The organism is Sphingomonas gellani (genome assembly GCF_900110035.1).
GTDB classification, from domain to species: domain Bacteria; phylum Pseudomonadota; class Alphaproteobacteria; order Sphingomonadales; family Sphingomonadaceae; genus Sphingomonas; species Sphingomonas gellani.
The window spans coordinates 113,686-129,226 of the sequence record NZ_FOCF01000004.1 but is presented as its reverse complement, the minus strand read 5'-3'; the positions used below and the strand labels follow the sequence as shown (position 1 = coordinate 129,226).

General features: G+C 67.9%; 15 protein-coding genes and 1 tRNA gene. 6 read left to right on the top strand and 10 right to left on the bottom strand.

Features of this window, described 5'->3' with window-relative positions; genetic code table 11:
- Positions 1–302: 302 nt before the first annotated feature.
- From BMX37_RS09360 to BMX37_RS09350, 3 genes are all read right to left on the bottom strand, one after another.
- The gene (locus tag BMX37_RS09360; RefSeq protein WP_139198060.1) at positions 303–1,868 is read right to left on the bottom strand and encodes a site-specific integrase; all 1,566 of its coding nucleotides are present in this window, start codon (positions 1,866–1,868) and stop codon (positions 303–305) included.
- A 90-nt stretch (positions 1,869–1,958) separates the two neighbouring features.
- Positions 1,959–2,034: transfer RNA gene (locus tag BMX37_RS09355), tRNA-Ala, on the bottom strand.
- Positions 2,035–2,132: 98 nt separating this feature from the next.
- Complete coding sequence (locus BMX37_RS09350) at positions 2,133–2,453, bottom strand: TIGR02300 family protein (protein ID WP_093665479.1); 321 nt, start codon at positions 2,451–2,453, stop codon at positions 2,133–2,135.
- A 112-nt stretch (positions 2,454–2,565) separates the two neighbouring features.
- Between BMX37_RS09350 and aroA the strand changes: the two genes are divergently transcribed.
- The 4 genes from aroA to BMX37_RS09330 are packed head-to-tail and all read left to right on the top strand — an operon-like array spanning position 2,566 to position 5,936.
- A complete protein-coding gene (aroA, locus tag BMX37_RS09345) occupies positions 2,566–3,897 on the top strand; it encodes a 3-phosphoshikimate 1-carboxyvinyltransferase (protein WP_093665478.1) in 1,332 nt (443 codons plus the stop codon).
- Positions 3,891–4,871, top strand: coding sequence for a proline iminopeptidase-family hydrolase (locus tag BMX37_RS09340; RefSeq protein ID WP_244501501.1), 981 nt, complete (start codon positions 3,891–3,893; stop codon positions 4,869–4,871). The genes aroA and BMX37_RS09340 overlap by 7 nt, the downstream gene beginning before the upstream one ends.
- Entirely contained in the window at positions 4,868–5,521 is a 654-nt protein-coding gene (locus BMX37_RS09335; RefSeq protein WP_093665477.1) for a (d)CMP kinase, read from the top strand. The genes BMX37_RS09340 and BMX37_RS09335 overlap by 4 nt, the downstream gene beginning before the upstream one ends.
- Positions 5,522–5,567: 46 nt before the next feature.
- Positions 5,568–5,936, top strand: a complete 369-nt coding sequence (locus BMX37_RS09330) for a response regulator (RefSeq protein ID WP_093665476.1) — start codon at positions 5,568–5,570, stop codon at positions 5,934–5,936.
- A gap of 8 nt (positions 5,937–5,944) precedes the next feature.
- Here the strand turns inward: BMX37_RS09330 and BMX37_RS09325 are convergent, their stop codons facing one another.
- The 5 genes from BMX37_RS09325 to hflK form a co-directional block, all read right to left on the bottom strand.
- Complete coding sequence (locus BMX37_RS09325) at positions 5,945–7,180, bottom strand: M20 metallopeptidase family protein (protein ID WP_093665475.1); 1,236 nt, start codon at positions 7,178–7,180, stop codon at positions 5,945–5,947.
- Positions 7,181–7,210: 30 nt separating this feature from the next.
- Entirely contained in the window at positions 7,211–8,881 is a 1,671-nt protein-coding gene (locus tag BMX37_RS09320; protein ID WP_093665474.1) for a helicase HerA-like domain-containing protein, read from the bottom strand.
- 308 nt (positions 8,882–9,189) lie between these two features.
- A complete protein-coding gene (locus BMX37_RS09315) occupies positions 9,190–10,725 on the bottom strand; it encodes a Do family serine endopeptidase (RefSeq protein ID WP_093665473.1) in 1,536 nt (511 codons plus the stop codon).
- Between the two features lie 137 nt (positions 10,726–10,862).
- Positions 10,863–11,720 (bottom strand): protease modulator HflC, encoded by an 858-nt coding sequence (gene hflC, locus BMX37_RS09310; protein WP_093665649.1) that lies wholly within the window; start codon positions 11,718–11,720, stop codon positions 10,863–10,865.
- Positions 11,721–11,725: 5 nt separating this feature from the next.
- The gene (hflK, locus tag BMX37_RS09305) at positions 11,726–12,844 is read right to left on the bottom strand and encodes a protease modulator HflK (RefSeq protein ID WP_093665472.1); all 1,119 of its coding nucleotides are present in this window, start codon (positions 12,842–12,844) and stop codon (positions 11,726–11,728) included.
- 72 nt (positions 12,845–12,916) lie between these two features.
- Here hflK and BMX37_RS09300 point away from each other — a divergent pair, with 72 nt between their 5' ends.
- Positions 12,917–13,864 (top strand): Mrp/NBP35 family ATP-binding protein, encoded by a 948-nt coding sequence (locus BMX37_RS09300; RefSeq protein ID WP_093665471.1) that lies wholly within the window; start codon positions 12,917–12,919, stop codon positions 13,862–13,864.
- Between the two features lie 300 nt (positions 13,865–14,164).
- On the top strand, positions 14,165–14,602 hold the full coding sequence (locus BMX37_RS09295; protein WP_093665470.1) for a CoA-binding protein: 438 nt from the start codon (positions 14,165–14,167) through the stop codon (positions 14,600–14,602).
- Between the two features lie 83 nt (positions 14,603–14,685).
- Here the strand turns inward: BMX37_RS09295 and BMX37_RS09290 are convergent, their stop codons facing one another.
- Both BMX37_RS09290 and BMX37_RS09285 read right to left on the bottom strand, forming a co-directional pair.
- Positions 14,686–15,222 (bottom strand): TspO/MBR family protein, encoded by a 537-nt coding sequence (locus BMX37_RS09290; RefSeq protein ID WP_093665469.1) that lies wholly within the window; start codon positions 15,220–15,222, stop codon positions 14,686–14,688.
- Positions 15,219–15,464: a glutaredoxin domain-containing protein gene (locus BMX37_RS09285; RefSeq protein ID WP_093665648.1), complete on the bottom strand. Its 246-nt coding sequence runs from the start codon at positions 15,462–15,464 to the stop codon at positions 15,219–15,221. The genes BMX37_RS09290 and BMX37_RS09285 overlap by 4 nt, the downstream gene beginning before the upstream one ends.
- Positions 15,465–15,541 lie beyond the last annotated feature (77 nt).

Here is a 15,541-nt window from a genome sequence, read left to right as displayed (position 1 = left end):
GCGATAGACAATCCCGGCCACAGATACCCGACCGCTTCCACATGAGTCCTGACGGGCTTCGCTGGGGCCGGACGGGTATCTGTATGTTTGGTTTTGCTGAGCGGGCTGGGGACTCCCTCCGCTCAAACCATGCTGGACGAACCTCGGCCCTATCCGGTCCTCGTCACGGCCTACCCGAAGGCGTCACCGCTTTTCTCAACCTACTGCTAGGCTGGCGTCCGTCCGATCATCCCTTGCCAACTACGTTGGCTCCATACCGGTCACCCGAAGGATCGCGAGGCCACAGACGGGACGGTCGTTGGCTATGTCGATGCCGCGTTTAGTCGAGACGATTTGGTCATGTCAAGCCCCGACACGCGGTAGGATGCCATCGCTTCCGCTAAGCTGTGAAGATCATAGCCGCTGCCGTAATCGTCGGCCACATCTTTACCGGCATGCCCCATGATCTGCCTTTGAATACCCTCTGGCATTCTAGCCCGACGGCTGTAGTCCTTAAAGGTATGACGAAATGAGTGAAAGACCTTCCTCTTGTCCGCAATGCCACAGACAGTGCGCATGTAGGGGCTAAACCATTCGCCCCACTTAGCAGTCAGACGGCCATAGATATTAGGCACAAGGTCCGGGAATACCCTGCCCTGTTGATCCTTTAGCTCCTGGACGTACACAATGAAGCCCAGCCGCTCTAGCTCAGGATGCAAGGGCACTAGCCGCTCACTGGCAGCATTCTTGATCCGGTTCGCCTGCCCCCGGTCGTCGGTAGCCTCAGTAATATGCAGGAACCAACCCGCAAGCATCTTACCGTCTTGATCTGGATACTCACGGCGCTGCACGTCCGTTACGCGAAGCTGCCCCATTTCTTCCAGCCTCGCCCCGGTGAATAGCCCGAGCAGCGGGAGCCAATATGCGGCCTCGCCCTTCCCGCCCTTGGGACGCTCCCCGTTGGCATAGACTGGGCTGGCGAAAATGGCCTGTAGCTCGTCCAACGCGAAGGGAAGCCGCTTGCCCTTCCCGCTGTCGGCAACCTTGACGCTGATGCCCTCAGCTACGTTCGCTGGCGCTAGATCGTTCTGGTACGCCCAGCCGAGCAGGGTCCGCAGCCGGGATAGCTTCATGTTCGTATTGGCGACGGACTGCCCCTCAGCGAGCAGCTTGTCTTTGAACGCCAGCACGTCCTGCCTCGTGATCCGCTCGACCGGCTTGCGCTCAGTCCGGGCATAGAACCACTCGGCTACGGCCCGATGTGTATCCTTGCCCTTCTGGACCACACCGCGCTCCGTCGCCCAGCGATCCAAAACCTTGCCGTCCAGATACAGGCCCGAGTCGGTAGCCGGCCGGCACTCTACGGCTTGATTTTGATTTGCTGACGCGCCATTCTGTCCGTAGCGGGCATGAAGACTGGCAATCAAAGCCCCGGCTGTCTCCCGCTCATGCTCCACGGCCAGCTTCCCGGCCCGGACGATATCGGACACGGGCGCATCCGGTTCGATCCCGGCTGCGACGGCATCCATGATCGGGCTTAGCCGCTCAATTTCCATGTCAGAGGCGAACAGGGCATCGGCCAGATTGTCGGATTGCTCTTGCTCGGCTTCCCACCGGCTCCGCTCGCGGTCCAATGCAGCGGCGGACTTGGGAGGCGCTGGCTTGGCAACGGGCTTCGCAGCCGTGTCACGATCCCGCTCAGCTTGCCGCAGCAGGGCATGAGCCGCTTTCGTCATGTCGGGTATCACGGCCTTGGCGGCGTCCCGGTCCTTTAGACCTAGCGAACGCTTTATCTCCCGCTTCCCAGCCATGAAGGGACGCAGGTCCGCAGGTATCCCCATGCGGAAATAATAGACGCCATTGGGCGCTCGGTGGAGGTAGGAACACATAGGGTGTCGTCCTTGTACCTTTGTACTAGACGCCTGTAAAAACCCTATGTTTCCCAATACTTTGCCGTGTTTTCAACGGCCTAGTACGAATGGTGGAGCCGAGGGGGATCGAACCCCTGACCTTCGCAATGCCATTGCGACGCTCTCCCAGCTGAGCTACGGCCCCATCCGTCGGGAAGGCGCGTCCCCTAACCGGGGTGTGCGCCGTTGGCAAGCGGCCTTTTCGTGACCGCTTGCCGATTTTCAATCAACCGCGTGGACGGATCAATGCTCGTCGTCGTTGCTCGGCGCCTCGACGCCGAGATCGTCGTCGCCACCCAGATCGACCTCGTCGTCGGCCGAGGGCTCTTCGTCCTCGTCGGCGATCGCCAGATCCTCATCGTCCCCTTCCAGATCGCGGTCGGGCTTTTGCGAATCGGCCTTCACCGCCTCGAACGCGAGCGGCTGCTTGGACTTCAGGATCGGCTCCGGCTCCCAGCCATAACCGCAGTTGATGCAGGTGACGGGATCGTCCTTCTGCAGGTCATAGAAACGCGTCGCGCATTTTGGGCACGTGCGCTTCGTGCCCCATTCCGGCTGGATCATGCCGCCTAAAGCCTTTCGGGTCGGTTCTGGAGAGAGGGGCAATGCCCTTCCCCCGCGAATTGGGGCGCGCCTTGCCATAGCGCAAGGGCGCTGTCAAAAGCTCGCCCTGCCCATGCACGATGCCAGCCCCCAGCCCCTGACCGCCACCACCGGCGGCCCGCTCCGCGGCACCATTGCGGTGCCCGGCGACAAGTCGATCAGCCACCGCGCCCTGATGCTGTCCGCACTAGCGGTCGGCACCAGCCATATCACCGGCCTGCTGGAGGGGGAGGATGTCCTCGCCACCGCCGCCGCGATGCGCGCGATGGGCGCGCGGGCGGAGCGATCGGGGCCCGGGGAATGGCAGGTCGACGGCGTCGGCGTCGGCGGCCTGCTGCAACCGGCCGGCGCCCTGGACATGGGCAATTCGGGCACCTCCACCCGCCTGCTGATGGGATTGGTCGCCAGCCACGCGATCACCGCGACGTTCACCGGCGACGCGTCGCTGTCGGGTCGGCCGATGGGGCGTGTCATCGCACCCCTGTCGCAGATGGGCGCGGACATCACCGCCAGCCCCGGCGGCACGCTGCCATTGATGGTGCGCGGCATCGCGCCGGCCGTGCCGATCACCTACACCCTGCCGGTCGCCTCCGCCCAGGTGAAGTCGGCGGTGCTGCTCGCCGGCCTCAACACGCCTGGCGTCACCACCGTGATCGAACCGGTGGCGACGCGCGACCATAGCGAGCGCATGCTGGCCGGCTTCGGTGCGGAGCTATCGGTGGAACAGAGCGACGCCGGCCGCGTCATCCGGCTGACCGGCCAGGCGGAACTGCGGCCGCAATCGATCGCGGTACCGGGAGACCCCTCCTCCGCCGCGTTCTTTGCGGTCGCGGCCAGCATCGTGCCGGGCAGCGACGTGGTGATCCGCAACGTCGGCCTCAATCCGACCCGCGCCGGGCTGTTCCGGTTACTCAGGCGGATGGGTGCGTCGATCGAGGAGATGGACGCGCGCATCGTCGGTGGCGAGCCGGTGGCCGACCTGCGCGTGCGCCACACGGACCTGATCGCCTGCGACCCCGATCCCGCCGACGCACCGTCGATGATCGACGAGTTTCCGGTGCTGTTCATCGCCGCCGCGCTGGCGACCGGCACCAGCCGCATCACCGGGATCGAGGAGTTGCGCGTCAAGGAATCGGATCGCATCACGACCATGGTGGCGGGCCTGCGCGCGATCGGCGTGACGCTGGAGGAACTGCCCGACGGTCTGGTGATCGAGGGCCGCGGCGGCGAGCCCTTTGCCGGCGGTGCCACCATCGCATCGCGCCTGGATCACCGCATCGCGATGAGCTTCGCCGTCGCGGGCCTGCATGCCGGCCGGCCGATCACCGTCGACGACCGGGCGCCGATCGCGACCAGCTTTCCCAACTTCCTCGATCTGCTCCGCTCGCTCGGCGCATCGTGCTGATCGGGCGCAGGCACCTGCTCGCCGGCCTCGCCGCCGGCTGGGCGCTGCCTGCCTGGGCGCAGCGGCGCGGACCGGGGCCGGCGGCCTATCCCGATCCGGCGCAGGAATGGCGCGTGCCGGTGCCGGGCGGCCGCCTGTATGTTCGCTCCAACGGGCCGCTGACCGGCGCGCGCCCGCCGCTGGTGCTGATCCATGGCGGGCCCGGCGGCACGCACGATTATCTGCTCGACGCGCTGGCGCTCAGCGACCAGCGTGCCGTGATCCTGTACGACCAATTGGGAACCGGGCGGTCAGACTGGCCGGACGATCGCCGCACCTGGACGGTGCCGGCATTCACCGACGAGCTGGATGAAATCCGCAAGGCGCTGGGCATCGCGCGCTGGCACGTGTTGGGGCACAGCTGGGGCGGCACGGTGGCGCTGGAATATGGCGCCCGCCGACCGGAGGCGCTCGCGGGCCTGATCCTGGCCAGCCCGCTGATCTCCACCAGAAGCTGGATCGCCGACGCGGACACCCTGCGCCGCGAGTTGCCGGCGACAACGCAGGCCGATCTGGCCAGCTGCGACGTCGCGCCCGAGCCAGCCCAGCGTTGCGCGGCGGGCACCCGCGCCTTCTACGCGGCCTTCAACGGACGGGAACCGGCACCGGAGGCGGAGCGCCGCTATGCACGCGGCGGTCGCGGTGGCAACGGCGCGATGTATCGCGGCATGTGGGGCAGCAGCGAGTTCGTCGCGGCCGGCACCCTGAAGGACTATGACGGGGAACCGCTGCTCGCACGGCTGGACGGCTTACGCACGCTGTTCCTGGGCGGGCAATATGATGAGGCGCGCGCCGCCACGCTCGCCGGGTTCGCGGCACGGGTTCCCGGCGCGGAGCTGGCGACTGTGCCAGGGGCGGCGCACAACATCTTCGGCGACCGCCCGGCAGAGACGATCGGCATCCTGCGCGGATGGCTGGAAAGGCACGATGCATGATTATCGCGGTCGATGGACCCGCCGCCAGCGGCAAGGGGACGGTGGCGAAGGCGCTGGCCAGGCATTACAACCTGCCGCATCTGGACACCGGGCTGCTGTACCGGGCCGTGGCGGCCACGGTTCGCCGCATGGAGCTGGACCCCGCGGAAGAAGCGGACGCGGTCGCCGCATGCGATTTCGATGAGCTGACCCTGGCCGATCCCGTGCTGCGCAGCGACGAGGTGGGGCAGCTGGCATCGATCGTGTCGGCGCATCCTCTGGTTCGCGCCGCCCTGCTCGCCCGGCAGAAGCGGTTCGCGCATCAGGACGGCGGTGCCGTGCTGGACGGCCGCGACATCGGCACGGTGATCGCGCCCGATGCGGATGCGAAGCTGTTCGTGAAGGCCACGCCGCAAATCCGCGCCCGCCGTCGTCATGCCGAACTTCAGGGCCATGGCTCCACGGTCAGCTTCGACAAGGTGCTGGCCGACATCCGCGCTCGCGACGCGCGCGATTCCGGGCGGTCGGCCGCGCCGCTGGTAATGGCGGAAGACGCCGCACTGCTCGACAGCAGCTTCCTGTCGATCGAGGCGTCGGTGGCAAAGGCGATCGCATTGGTGGAGCAGCAGCGCGGCAGGACGGGCCAGGATCGCGGCGAATCCGGCGGCTGATGCGCTTTTCGCGGAACGAGGGCTTCGCCCAAGCCGTTGAAAGCACATGCCTCGCAATCCGCGTTCTGTCCTCGTCGTGGAAGACGACTTTCTGCTGCTGCTGAACGCGCGGCTGCTGTTCGAGAATGCCGGCTGTCAGGTTCATGCCGCCGCATCTGCGGACGAGGCGCTGTCCTTGCTGGAACAGGACGGCGACATCGGCATGTTGGCGACCGATATCGCGATGCCCGGCGGCATGGATGGCATCGGCTTGGCGCATGAGGTGCAGCGCCGCTGGCCGGACATCAAGCTGTTCGTCATCACCGGGGCGAGCGATCCCGACGCGCTAAACCTGCCGGCCGGTGCACAGCTTCTGCGGAAGCCCTATACCGCCGCGCAGCTGACCCGTCTGGTGGCCAACCGCGCGGCGGCGTAAACCGCCGCTCAGTCGAATCCGTTCGCCAGGTACCGCTCCGCCACCGCGCAATGCATGGCGATTCCGCGTGCCATGACTTTCTCCTCGACGGTCATGCGCGTGTTATGCAGCGGCGGGTTCGTCGCGGGGTCGGTGCCGGCCGGGGCGGCCCCGATGAACGCCATCGCACCGGGAACCTCGCGCAGCACGTAGGAGAAGTCCTCCCCGCCCATCATGGGCGAACGCATGACGCTGAACCCCTCTGCCCCGCCCAAGGCCTCCGCACAGCCGCGCATCACCGCGACCGCACGCGGATCGTTCATGGTCACTGGATAGCCGTCGTCGATCCACGCCTCGGCCCGGGCGCCGTGCGCGACGGCGATGTTGGTGACGATCCGCTCGAACGCGTCGAACATCAGCGCGCTGGTCGGCTCCGACAGTGTGCGAAGGGTGCCGAGCAGCTCGCAGGTGTCGGGAATGATGTTGTGCGCACCACCATCAGCCATCAGCCGCGTGATCGACAGCACCGCCGGGTCCTCCACCGGCACGCGCCGGGCGATGAACGTCTGCAGCGCCGTGACGATCTCGCACGCGATCGGCAAGGGATCGATATTCTCGTGCGGCATCGCGGCGTGGCCGCCCCGGCCGATGATCCGCGCATGCACGGTGTTGGCCGAGGCGAGCAGCGGGCCGGGCCGGGTCACCACGGTACCGGCCGACATGTTGGGCGAAACGTGCAGGGCAAAGGCGGCTTCGGGCGCCGGATCGGCCAGCAAGCCGTCCTCCATCATGAACCGCGCGCCGTGATACCCCTCCTCGCCCGGCTGGAACATGAAGACGATCGTGCCGGGCAGCTCCTCGGCGCGCGCGCACAGCGCCTTGGCCGCGCCGACCAGCATCGCGGTATGCGTGTCATGACCACAGGCGTGCATCGCGCCCGCCGTCCGGCTGGCAAACGGCAGCCCCGTCTCCTCTGTCAGCGGCAGCGCATCCATATCGCCGCGCAGCAGCACCGTGCGGCCGTTGCCGCCCTGCCCCGACGCCGCCGCACGCCCGCCGCGCAGGATCGCGACGAAGCCCGTGGTGGAGGACCCGTCGCGGATCTCCAGCGGCAGGCCGGCCAGCGCAGTCTTCACCTTTTCCGTGGTCCGTGGGCAGTGCAGGCCGATCTCCGGATCGGCATGAATCGCGCGGCGCAGCGCCACCGTGTCCGCCAGGGCCGCTTCCCCCACGGCCGTCCAGTCGGTGTCGAAATCCTGGCCCATCGTATGCGTCCCTTGTTACAGCCGACGATCCTAACGCCCGCGCAGCAGGTTGCCTAGGATCGAGCGGGCGACGGTGCCGATCAGGCCGCCCGCCCCGCCCGATGCCGACGACCTGCGGCGGCTGCCGGTGCCCAGCACCTCTCGCCCGATCTCGTTGGCGACCTGTCGCCCCAGCGACGAACTCGCCGCCCGCGCCGCGCTGGTCGCCACCTTCGCCCAGGGGGAGTTGGCTGCGGCGCGATCCGCCTCACGCTGGCGCGCCTGCTCCGCCGCCTCGGCGCGGGCGACGCCGCGTTCCACCGCGATCCGTGCCCGCTCCGCCCGCGCATCCTCCTTCGCCTGCGCCGCAGCCGCCTTGGTCGCGGCGTCGCCCGCCTTCGCCTCCGCGACGGCGGCAGCGGCTTCGCTGGTCTTGGCGGCCAGCATCTCCTCCGCCGACTCGCGATCGACGAGCGTGTCGTACTTCGTGCCGACCGCGTCCGTGTCGATCAGCACGCGCCGTTCGTCCGTCGTGATCGGACCGACGCGGCTGGACGGGGGCGCGATCAGCGTGCGCGATACTGGCGCGGGCGCGCCGTCGGGCTGAAGCAGGGAGACCAGCGCCTCGCCCACCGCCAGTTCGGTGATCGCCGCGGCGACGTCCAGGCCCGGCCTTGGGCGAAACGTCTCCGCCGCCGCGCGCACCGCCGCCTGATCGCGCGGCGTGAACGCGCGCAGGGCATGCTGAACCCGGTTGCCCAGCTGCCCCGCCACCTTGTCCGGAATGTCGAGCGGGTTCTGCGTGATGAAGTACACGCCAACCCCCTTCGACCGGATCAGCCGCACCACCTGTTCCACCTTGTCGAGCAGCGCGTCGGGTGCCCCATCGAACAACAGGTGCGCCTCGTCGAAGAAGAAGCACAGCTTCGGCTTGTCGGAGTCGCCGACCTCGGGCAGTTCCTCGAACAACTCACTGAGCAGCCACAGCAGGAAGGTCGCATAAAGCTGCGGGCTGGCCATCAGCTTGTCGGCGGCGAGCAGGTTGACGACCCCGCGGCCCTTGTCATCGAGGCTGAGGAAATCCTTCATCTCCAGCGCCGGCTCTCCGAAGAAATGCTCGGCCCCCTGCCCGCGCAATTGCAGCAGCGCGCGCTGGATCGCACCGACCGACTGCTTGGACACATTGCCATAGGTCGTGGTCAGCTCACCCGCGCGGTTCGCGACATCGGCCAGCATCGCCTGCAGATCGTCCAGGTCGATCAGCGGCAGACCCTCCTTATCGGCGACGTGAAAGGCGATCGCCAGAACCCCCTCCTGCGCGTCCGACAGGTCGAGCAGTCGGGACAGCAACAGCGGCCCCATCTCCGTCACGGTCGTGCGGATGGGATGACCCTGCTGACCAAACAGGTCCCACAACTGGACCGGTGCGCCGGCATAGCGCCAGCCCGAGTCGCCGATCGTCGCAGCGCGCGCGGCGAACGCATCGTGCGTCCGCGCGGTCGCGGAGCCTGCCATTGCCAAGCCGGACAGGTCACCCTTCACATCGGCTACGAAGCACGGCACGCCCGCCGCCGAAAACCCCTCCACGATGCGTTGCAAGGTCACCGTCTTGCCGGTGCCCGTCGCCCCCGCGATCAGCCCGTGGCGATTGGCGCGGGTCAGGTCGAGATATTGCGGATCGGTACCATTCGCCCCCGCGCCGATCAGGATGCCGTTCGCCATCGTCCCTCTTCCTCCTTCCTGTCCATGATGAGCCCGTGCCGCCGCTAATCAAGTGCCCGATGGCGCAGGTCGAGAACGCCAAGCCGAGCCTCGGGCGCCCAGCGCCCCATCCTCTTTGATGTGGCGAGGGTTCTGCCCGCGAACCGCCGTCGTCAAGCGCGGCCGCTCACCCCCGGCACCCTGGGCTGTCGACCTATGGCCGGCACAAGCGCTCGAGGCCGTCAAGCTGACCCTGAAAAGCGAAGGGCCGCCGCGACATGATCGCGACGGCCCGACACATTCTCGAAATAGCGACCCTCCGGCCCGGCTTACTTGATCTTCACCGGAATGAAGCCGGCATTGCCCCGACCCCGGTTGACCAGCAGCAGTACCTGCGGCCGGCCCGAAGACTTCGCCGCCGCGACGGCGCGCGCCACATCGGCGGCGGTACGCACCGGCACCGAGTTGACCGACTGGATCACATCGCCACGCTTCAGCTTCTGGCCCGCATCGCTCGACGGATCGACCTGGTTGACCACCACGCCCTGCACCGTCGAATCGACGCCGACCTGCCGCGCGATCGCGGGGGTCAGCGGCTGGACCGAGATGCCGATCGCGCTGGACGAGGGCTGCGCCTGCTGCTGCGACGAGCCGCTGTCGTCGTCATCGCCGCCGAAACCATCGTCACTGCCCTGCGCCGCAGCCAGCTGATCCTCTGCCGGACGCGTGCCGACCGTCACGTTGACCGCCTGCGGCTTGCCGTCGCGCAGAACGTCGAGCCGGACATTGGAGCCGGGCGTGGTGTTCGCGACCAGCGACGACAGCGTCGTGTCGGGCGTCACGTCCTTGCCGCCGACGCGGGTCACCACGTCGCCGACGCGCAGACCGCTCTTCGCCGCCGGACCGGTCGGCTCGATCGTGCCGATGATCTCGCCCTGGTTCTTCTGGATGCCCAGAGCGGCGGCGATGTCGCCATCGACCGGGCGGATGCCGACGCCCAGATACCCGCGCTGGATCTTCTGCCCCGCGCGCAGCTTGTCGATGATCGGCCGCGCCTCGGATGCGGGGATCGCGAAGCCGATGCCGATATTGCCGCCCGACTGAGAGAAGATCTGGCTGTTGATGCCGATCACGTCGCCCTGCATGTTGAACATCGGGCCGCCGCTGTTGCCCTGGTTGATGGCGGCGTCGGTCTGGATGAACGTGTCGAACGGCCCGGCCTGGCCGGTCTGGCGATGCACGGCGGAGACTATGCCGGCGGTCACGGTGCCGCCCAGGCCGAACGGCTGGCCGATCGCGACCACCCAGTCGCCGACACGCGCACGGGTAGAGTCGCCCAGCCGCACGAACGGAAGGTTCGCGGCCTCGATCTTCAGCAGCGCAAGATCGGACGCCGGGTCGCGACCGATAAGCTTCGCCTTGTATTCCTTGCGGTCCTGCAGCGTAACGGTGATCGACTCGACGCTGGCGCCGCGCGCACCCGGCGCGATGACGTGGTTGTTGGTAACCACATAGCCGTCGGCGGAGATCAGGAAGCCCGACCCCAGCGACTGCGCCTCACGCGTCACCGGTGCGCCACCGCCGCCGCCGAACTGCTGGCCGAACAGGTCGCCGAACGGGGTGCCCGCGAACGGATTGGCCGGCTGCTGCTGCGTGATCTTTTGCGTGGTGGAGATGTTGACCACCGCCGGCTGCAACTTCGCCACTAGATCGGCAAAGCTGTTCGGCGCGCCTGCGCGCGGCACAGCGGCCGCGATCTGGCCGGGATCGTTCTGCGCCGTTTGCGGCGGCGCGGGCTGCAGCGCGAGGGCGGCCGTCGCTCCGCCGAGAAGAAGGGCACCGGTAATGGCGTGGGCGTTACGCAAGGGAATGAATTCCTCTCAGCAAAGCGTTCAGTTTCGGCGACTACTCACGCAGTCTTGCTGAACGCCGTTTGAATGTGGCCGATCACCCGGCCCGCGACAACGAAGGTGGGCATGGTGTGGGTGCAACGCCACCCCTTTTATCGGCTCCGCCCCGAGAATTCCTTCAGATAGGCGTTGTCGGGACCGAGCACGAAGCTGGTCGATCCGGCCGGTGCCGGGCCGCCATCGGCGCCGAACGTGTGCCGGTACGACTGCATCGCGCGGTAGAAGTCGTAGAACTGCGCATCCTTGCCGAACGCGTCGGCGTAGATACGGGCCGCATTGGCATCGGCATCGGCGCGAAGGATCTGGGCATTACGCTGACCCTGCGCGCGGATGGTGTTCGCTTCCTGCTGGCGCTGCGTCCGCATCGCGGTCAGCGCGCTGTCCAGCGGCGGTCCGCTGGGCAGATCGGCGCGCTTGATGCGGACATCGACGATCTCGACGCCGTACTTGCCCGCCTGCGCGTTCAAGCGGGTCTGGATGTTGTCCATCAGCTGCGCACGTTCCGGGCTGAGCAGGTCCGCGAACCGCCGCTTGCCCAGCTCGTTACGCAGCGCGGAGCCGAAGATCGGCCGCAACTGCGCCTCCACCCCTTCCTCGGACCCGGCGGTGACCACCATGCGCAGCGGGTCTACGATACGGAACCGCGCAAAGGCGTCGACATTCACGCGCAGCTGGTCAGTCGACAGGACGGGCGTATCCTCCAGGTCCAGGTCCAGCACCCGCTTGTCCACCCATACGATCTTGTCGATGAACGGCAGACGCGCGATCAGCCCCGCACCCGTGCGACCGAACGGCTGGTTCGGCTGGTAGCGGTTCACGGTGGCGACCGGCTGTTCGAAACGCAGGATCACCGCCTGTTGCGTTTCGGGCACGATCGCAAAGGTCGCGGCGGCAATGATCACCAGCAACAGCGCGGCGATGCCGACGAAGACCGGGTTGCGCAGGGTCATGGCGTTCACTGGCCGCCTCCCGCCTGGGGCATCGCCTGTTGTTCGGGTGGCGGGGGCAAGGGGGTCGCCCGCTTCAACGGCAGGTACGGGGTGACGCCGGGCGTCTCCACCACCGTCTTGTCGCTGCGCGCCAGCACCGCCTCCATGGTCTCGTAATACATGCGACGGCGGGTCACCTCGGGCGCCAGCCGGTACTGCTCGTACACCTTGTTGAACTGCGCCGCCTCACCCTCTGCGCGCGCCACGACCTGACCGGCGTAGGATTGCGCGTTGTTGAGGTTGGCGACCGCCTCCTGCTGCGCCGCAGTGACTGCGTTGAAGTCGTCGATGATGCGCGCCGGCGCCGATGCCTGCTTGATCGAGACGCCCTGGATGCGGACGCCCGATTTGTAGCTGTTCAAGATTTCCTGCGTCACCTCGGCGACGCGGGTCTCGACCACCGTGCGCCCCACGCCGGTCGCCTGTTGGAAGGTGGTCGTGGCCAGCACCTGGCGCATCGCGCTTTCGGCGGCATCGCGCACCGTCTGCTGCGGGTCGGCCAGCTCGAATACGAAGTCCTGCGGATTGGCGATGTCCCACCGCACCGCATAGGCAAGGTCGACCACGTTGCGGTCGCCGGTCAGCATCAGGTTCTCCGCATCGCCCACCGGGAAATTGTCGGTGCGGATCTTCTGCACGTCCAGCTTGCGGACGGTGGCGAAGGGCGCGGGCAGCGTCACCCGGATGCCTGGGTCCAGCGTGCCGGCATAGGCGCCCAGATAGGTCACGACACCGCGCTGCTGCGGGCCGATCGCATGGACGGCGGTGAACACGATCCACAACCCCGCGATCAGGGCTGCGCCGCTCCCCCACAGCGCCCGAGCGCTTCCGCCGCCGGGCATGCCGCCGAAACCGCCACCGCCGCCACCATTGCCGCCGCGCGCGCGCTTCAACAGCTCATCCAGCGCGGTCGGCTTCGCAGAGGCTGGACGCCTCCCGCCGGGCGGGACCGCCCACGGATTGCGTGGGCCGGCGCCGCCGTCTTCTCCACCGGAACCGCCGCCCCACGGCCCCTTCGGCTCTTCGGCGTTCAGGATGGGCGGAAGATTGGCGGCGCGGGTCCGCCAGCCGGTCAGCATCGTCATGGGCCCTCTATAGGAACGGCCCCGGCACAAAAACAGTGCCAAGCGCGCGTGCCGGGCGTATGCGCCCCTGCCATGATCGATCGAAGGCAGATTGAGGGCGCGGTTGCGGCAGTCGCAGGCCCGCGCGCGACCGTCCGCGTAGAGGGCGACCGCGTCGGCGTGGTGGTCGACGCGACCGGCCTGGACCCGCAGGCCCGCGACGCGCTGGAGGCATCGGTACGCGCCGCCGCCAGCGTTCCGGGTGCGGAGGTCCGGGTGGTAATGACCGCCGAACGCGCCACCCGCCGGCTAATCGCGGTCGCATCGGGCAAGGGCGGTGTCGGCAAGTCCACGGTGGCCGCGAACCTGGCGATCGCCCTGTCGCGCATGGGTCGGCGCACCGGACTGGTCGATGCCGACATCTACGGCCCCTCTCAACCCAGGCTGATGTCCGCCGAGGGGGAGCGGCCGACCGCCCGCGATGGCAAGCTGGACCCCGTCCCCACCCCCTATGGCGTACCGATGCTGTCGATGGGACAATTGGTCGAGCCGGGCCGCGCGATCGCGTGGCGTGGGCCGATGACCGCGGGCGCGCTGGGCCAGCTGGTCGACGCCGACTGGGGCGCGACCGACACGCTGGTGGTCGACCTGCCACCCGGCACCGGCGACGTACAATTGACCATGATCCAGAAGCACCGCCCGGCCGGCGCGGTGATCGTGTCGACGCCGCAGGACCTGGCCCTGATCGACGCGACCCGTGCGATCGACCTGTTCGCAAAGGCGGGCGTGCCGGTCATCGGGTTGGTGGAAAACATGTCTGGCTATGCCTGTCCCCATTGCGGCGAAGTGTCCGATCCGTTCGGCCGCGGCGGCGCGGAGGCGGAGGCGCAGCGCCTGGGTCTGCCCTTCCTGGGCCGCGTTCCGCTGTTGATCGCGATCCGCACGGCATCCGACGCAGGCCGCCCCCCGGCCAGCGACCCGGCCGATCCGGTCTTCGCGCCCATTGCAGAGCATGTCGCGGCGTGGCTGGCGGATCATTGAGGCGGTGGCGACAGCGTACTTCGTCGCCTGACGCATAACAGTAGACGCGATCACTTTGTGGGAAGTGCACCGCTTCTGCGCGCAACGCGCCCGATGCGCTTTCGCAATGACGTCAAGCTGACGCATGGCCGCGATCGATGACAAGGGGCGCAGCAAAAGTCTGGCGAGTAGCTCACGCCTTTCTCCGCCCCGATCTGCGGACCCACGTCTTCAGAAACGCTCCATACGGTACGCCCCGCGAACCGGTTTGAACCGCCTTTTCGCGCGCGCGTTCAGCTTGTGACCTATCGGAGAGTTGCCATGCCGCTGACCCGGGACGAAGACATAAAGGCGCTGCTGGCGGGGGCGCGGACCATCGCCATGGTCGGGGCGTCGGACCGGCCCAGCCGCCCCTCCTACGGGGTCATGGCGTTCCTTCAGCGGCATGGGTACCGGGTCATTCCGGTCAATCCGCAGATCACGGGCGAGCATGTCCACGGCGAGTTCGTGTTTCGCGACCTGCACCAACTGGGCGACCCGATCGACATCGTCGACATCTTTCGTCGCCCGGAGGCCGCCGGGGAGGCGGTGGATGAGGCGATCGCCGTGGGTGCAAAGGCCGTCTGGATGCAGTTGGGCGTCGTCAACCACGACGCCGCGGCTCGGGCGGAAGCGGCAGGGTTGCAGGTCGTGATGGATCGCTGCCCCGCCATCGACATCCCGAGATTGGGCGTCCCGCCGGTCGGCGGTACCGCCTGAGGCAAAGGATCGACCCCGGCCGCGTCGCCTTCAGAGGGCGCGGCTGCCTCCGCGGGCGTCGCCGCCCCGACGGGGCCGGTGGGCTATGCCGCCACGTGATCCTTGTCGGTGTTTCGAACCCATAGCTGTTCCGCCAGCACTGTCGCGAAGCCGAGCCATGCAACGAACGGCACCGCCAGCGCGGCGGCCGGTCGGTCGACCTTGGCCGCGGCGACGGCATAGCCGGCGCCCGTCGCGATCATCGCACCCGACGCAGCCGCACTGGCGCCCAGCTCGCGCTCGCGGAAGAACAGCGTGGTCCACCCGCCGATCATCCCGGCATTGACGAGCCACAGGCCGACCGTGACGTTGCGCAGCGGGGCGGCGGGTCGGCGCAGCAGGCGGTATCCACCGATGCCCAGCCCCACCTCCAGCGCCGGCCACACCGCGCCGAACACGGCGTCCGGCGGGGTGAAGGACGGCTTGTCCAGCCGCTTGTACCAGCGGCGGATAGCCGGATGCTGTCGGTCGGGCGCGTTGCGGCGGCCGACAAGGGCGCTGATCCCCAGCACGCCGAGTACCAGGCCTGCCGCAACCGGCCGGGACAATCCCGAAGCTGACGTCCCAACTGCCTGGCTCATGCCGCCAGGAACCGTTCCAGGTCGTCGCTGCCGCCGATCGGCTCGCCATCGATGACGATCTGCGGCGTCGTTGCGACGCCATGCTCCTGCTTGAAGGCGTCGACCTCTTCACGCGACGAAAGGATGCGGTCGTCCACCGTGTAGCCTGCGTCCTCCAGCATCTGCTTGGCGCGGACGCCGAACGGGCAGGTGTGATCGGGAAGGATCATCCGGTAGAGGATCGCACTCTTCTGCTCGGCCATGTCATCGCTCCTTGCCGGCATCATCGCCCGGCTCTGGTAGAGCGCAGGATGCGTCCCGGCGTTCCCTCGGGCGCAGC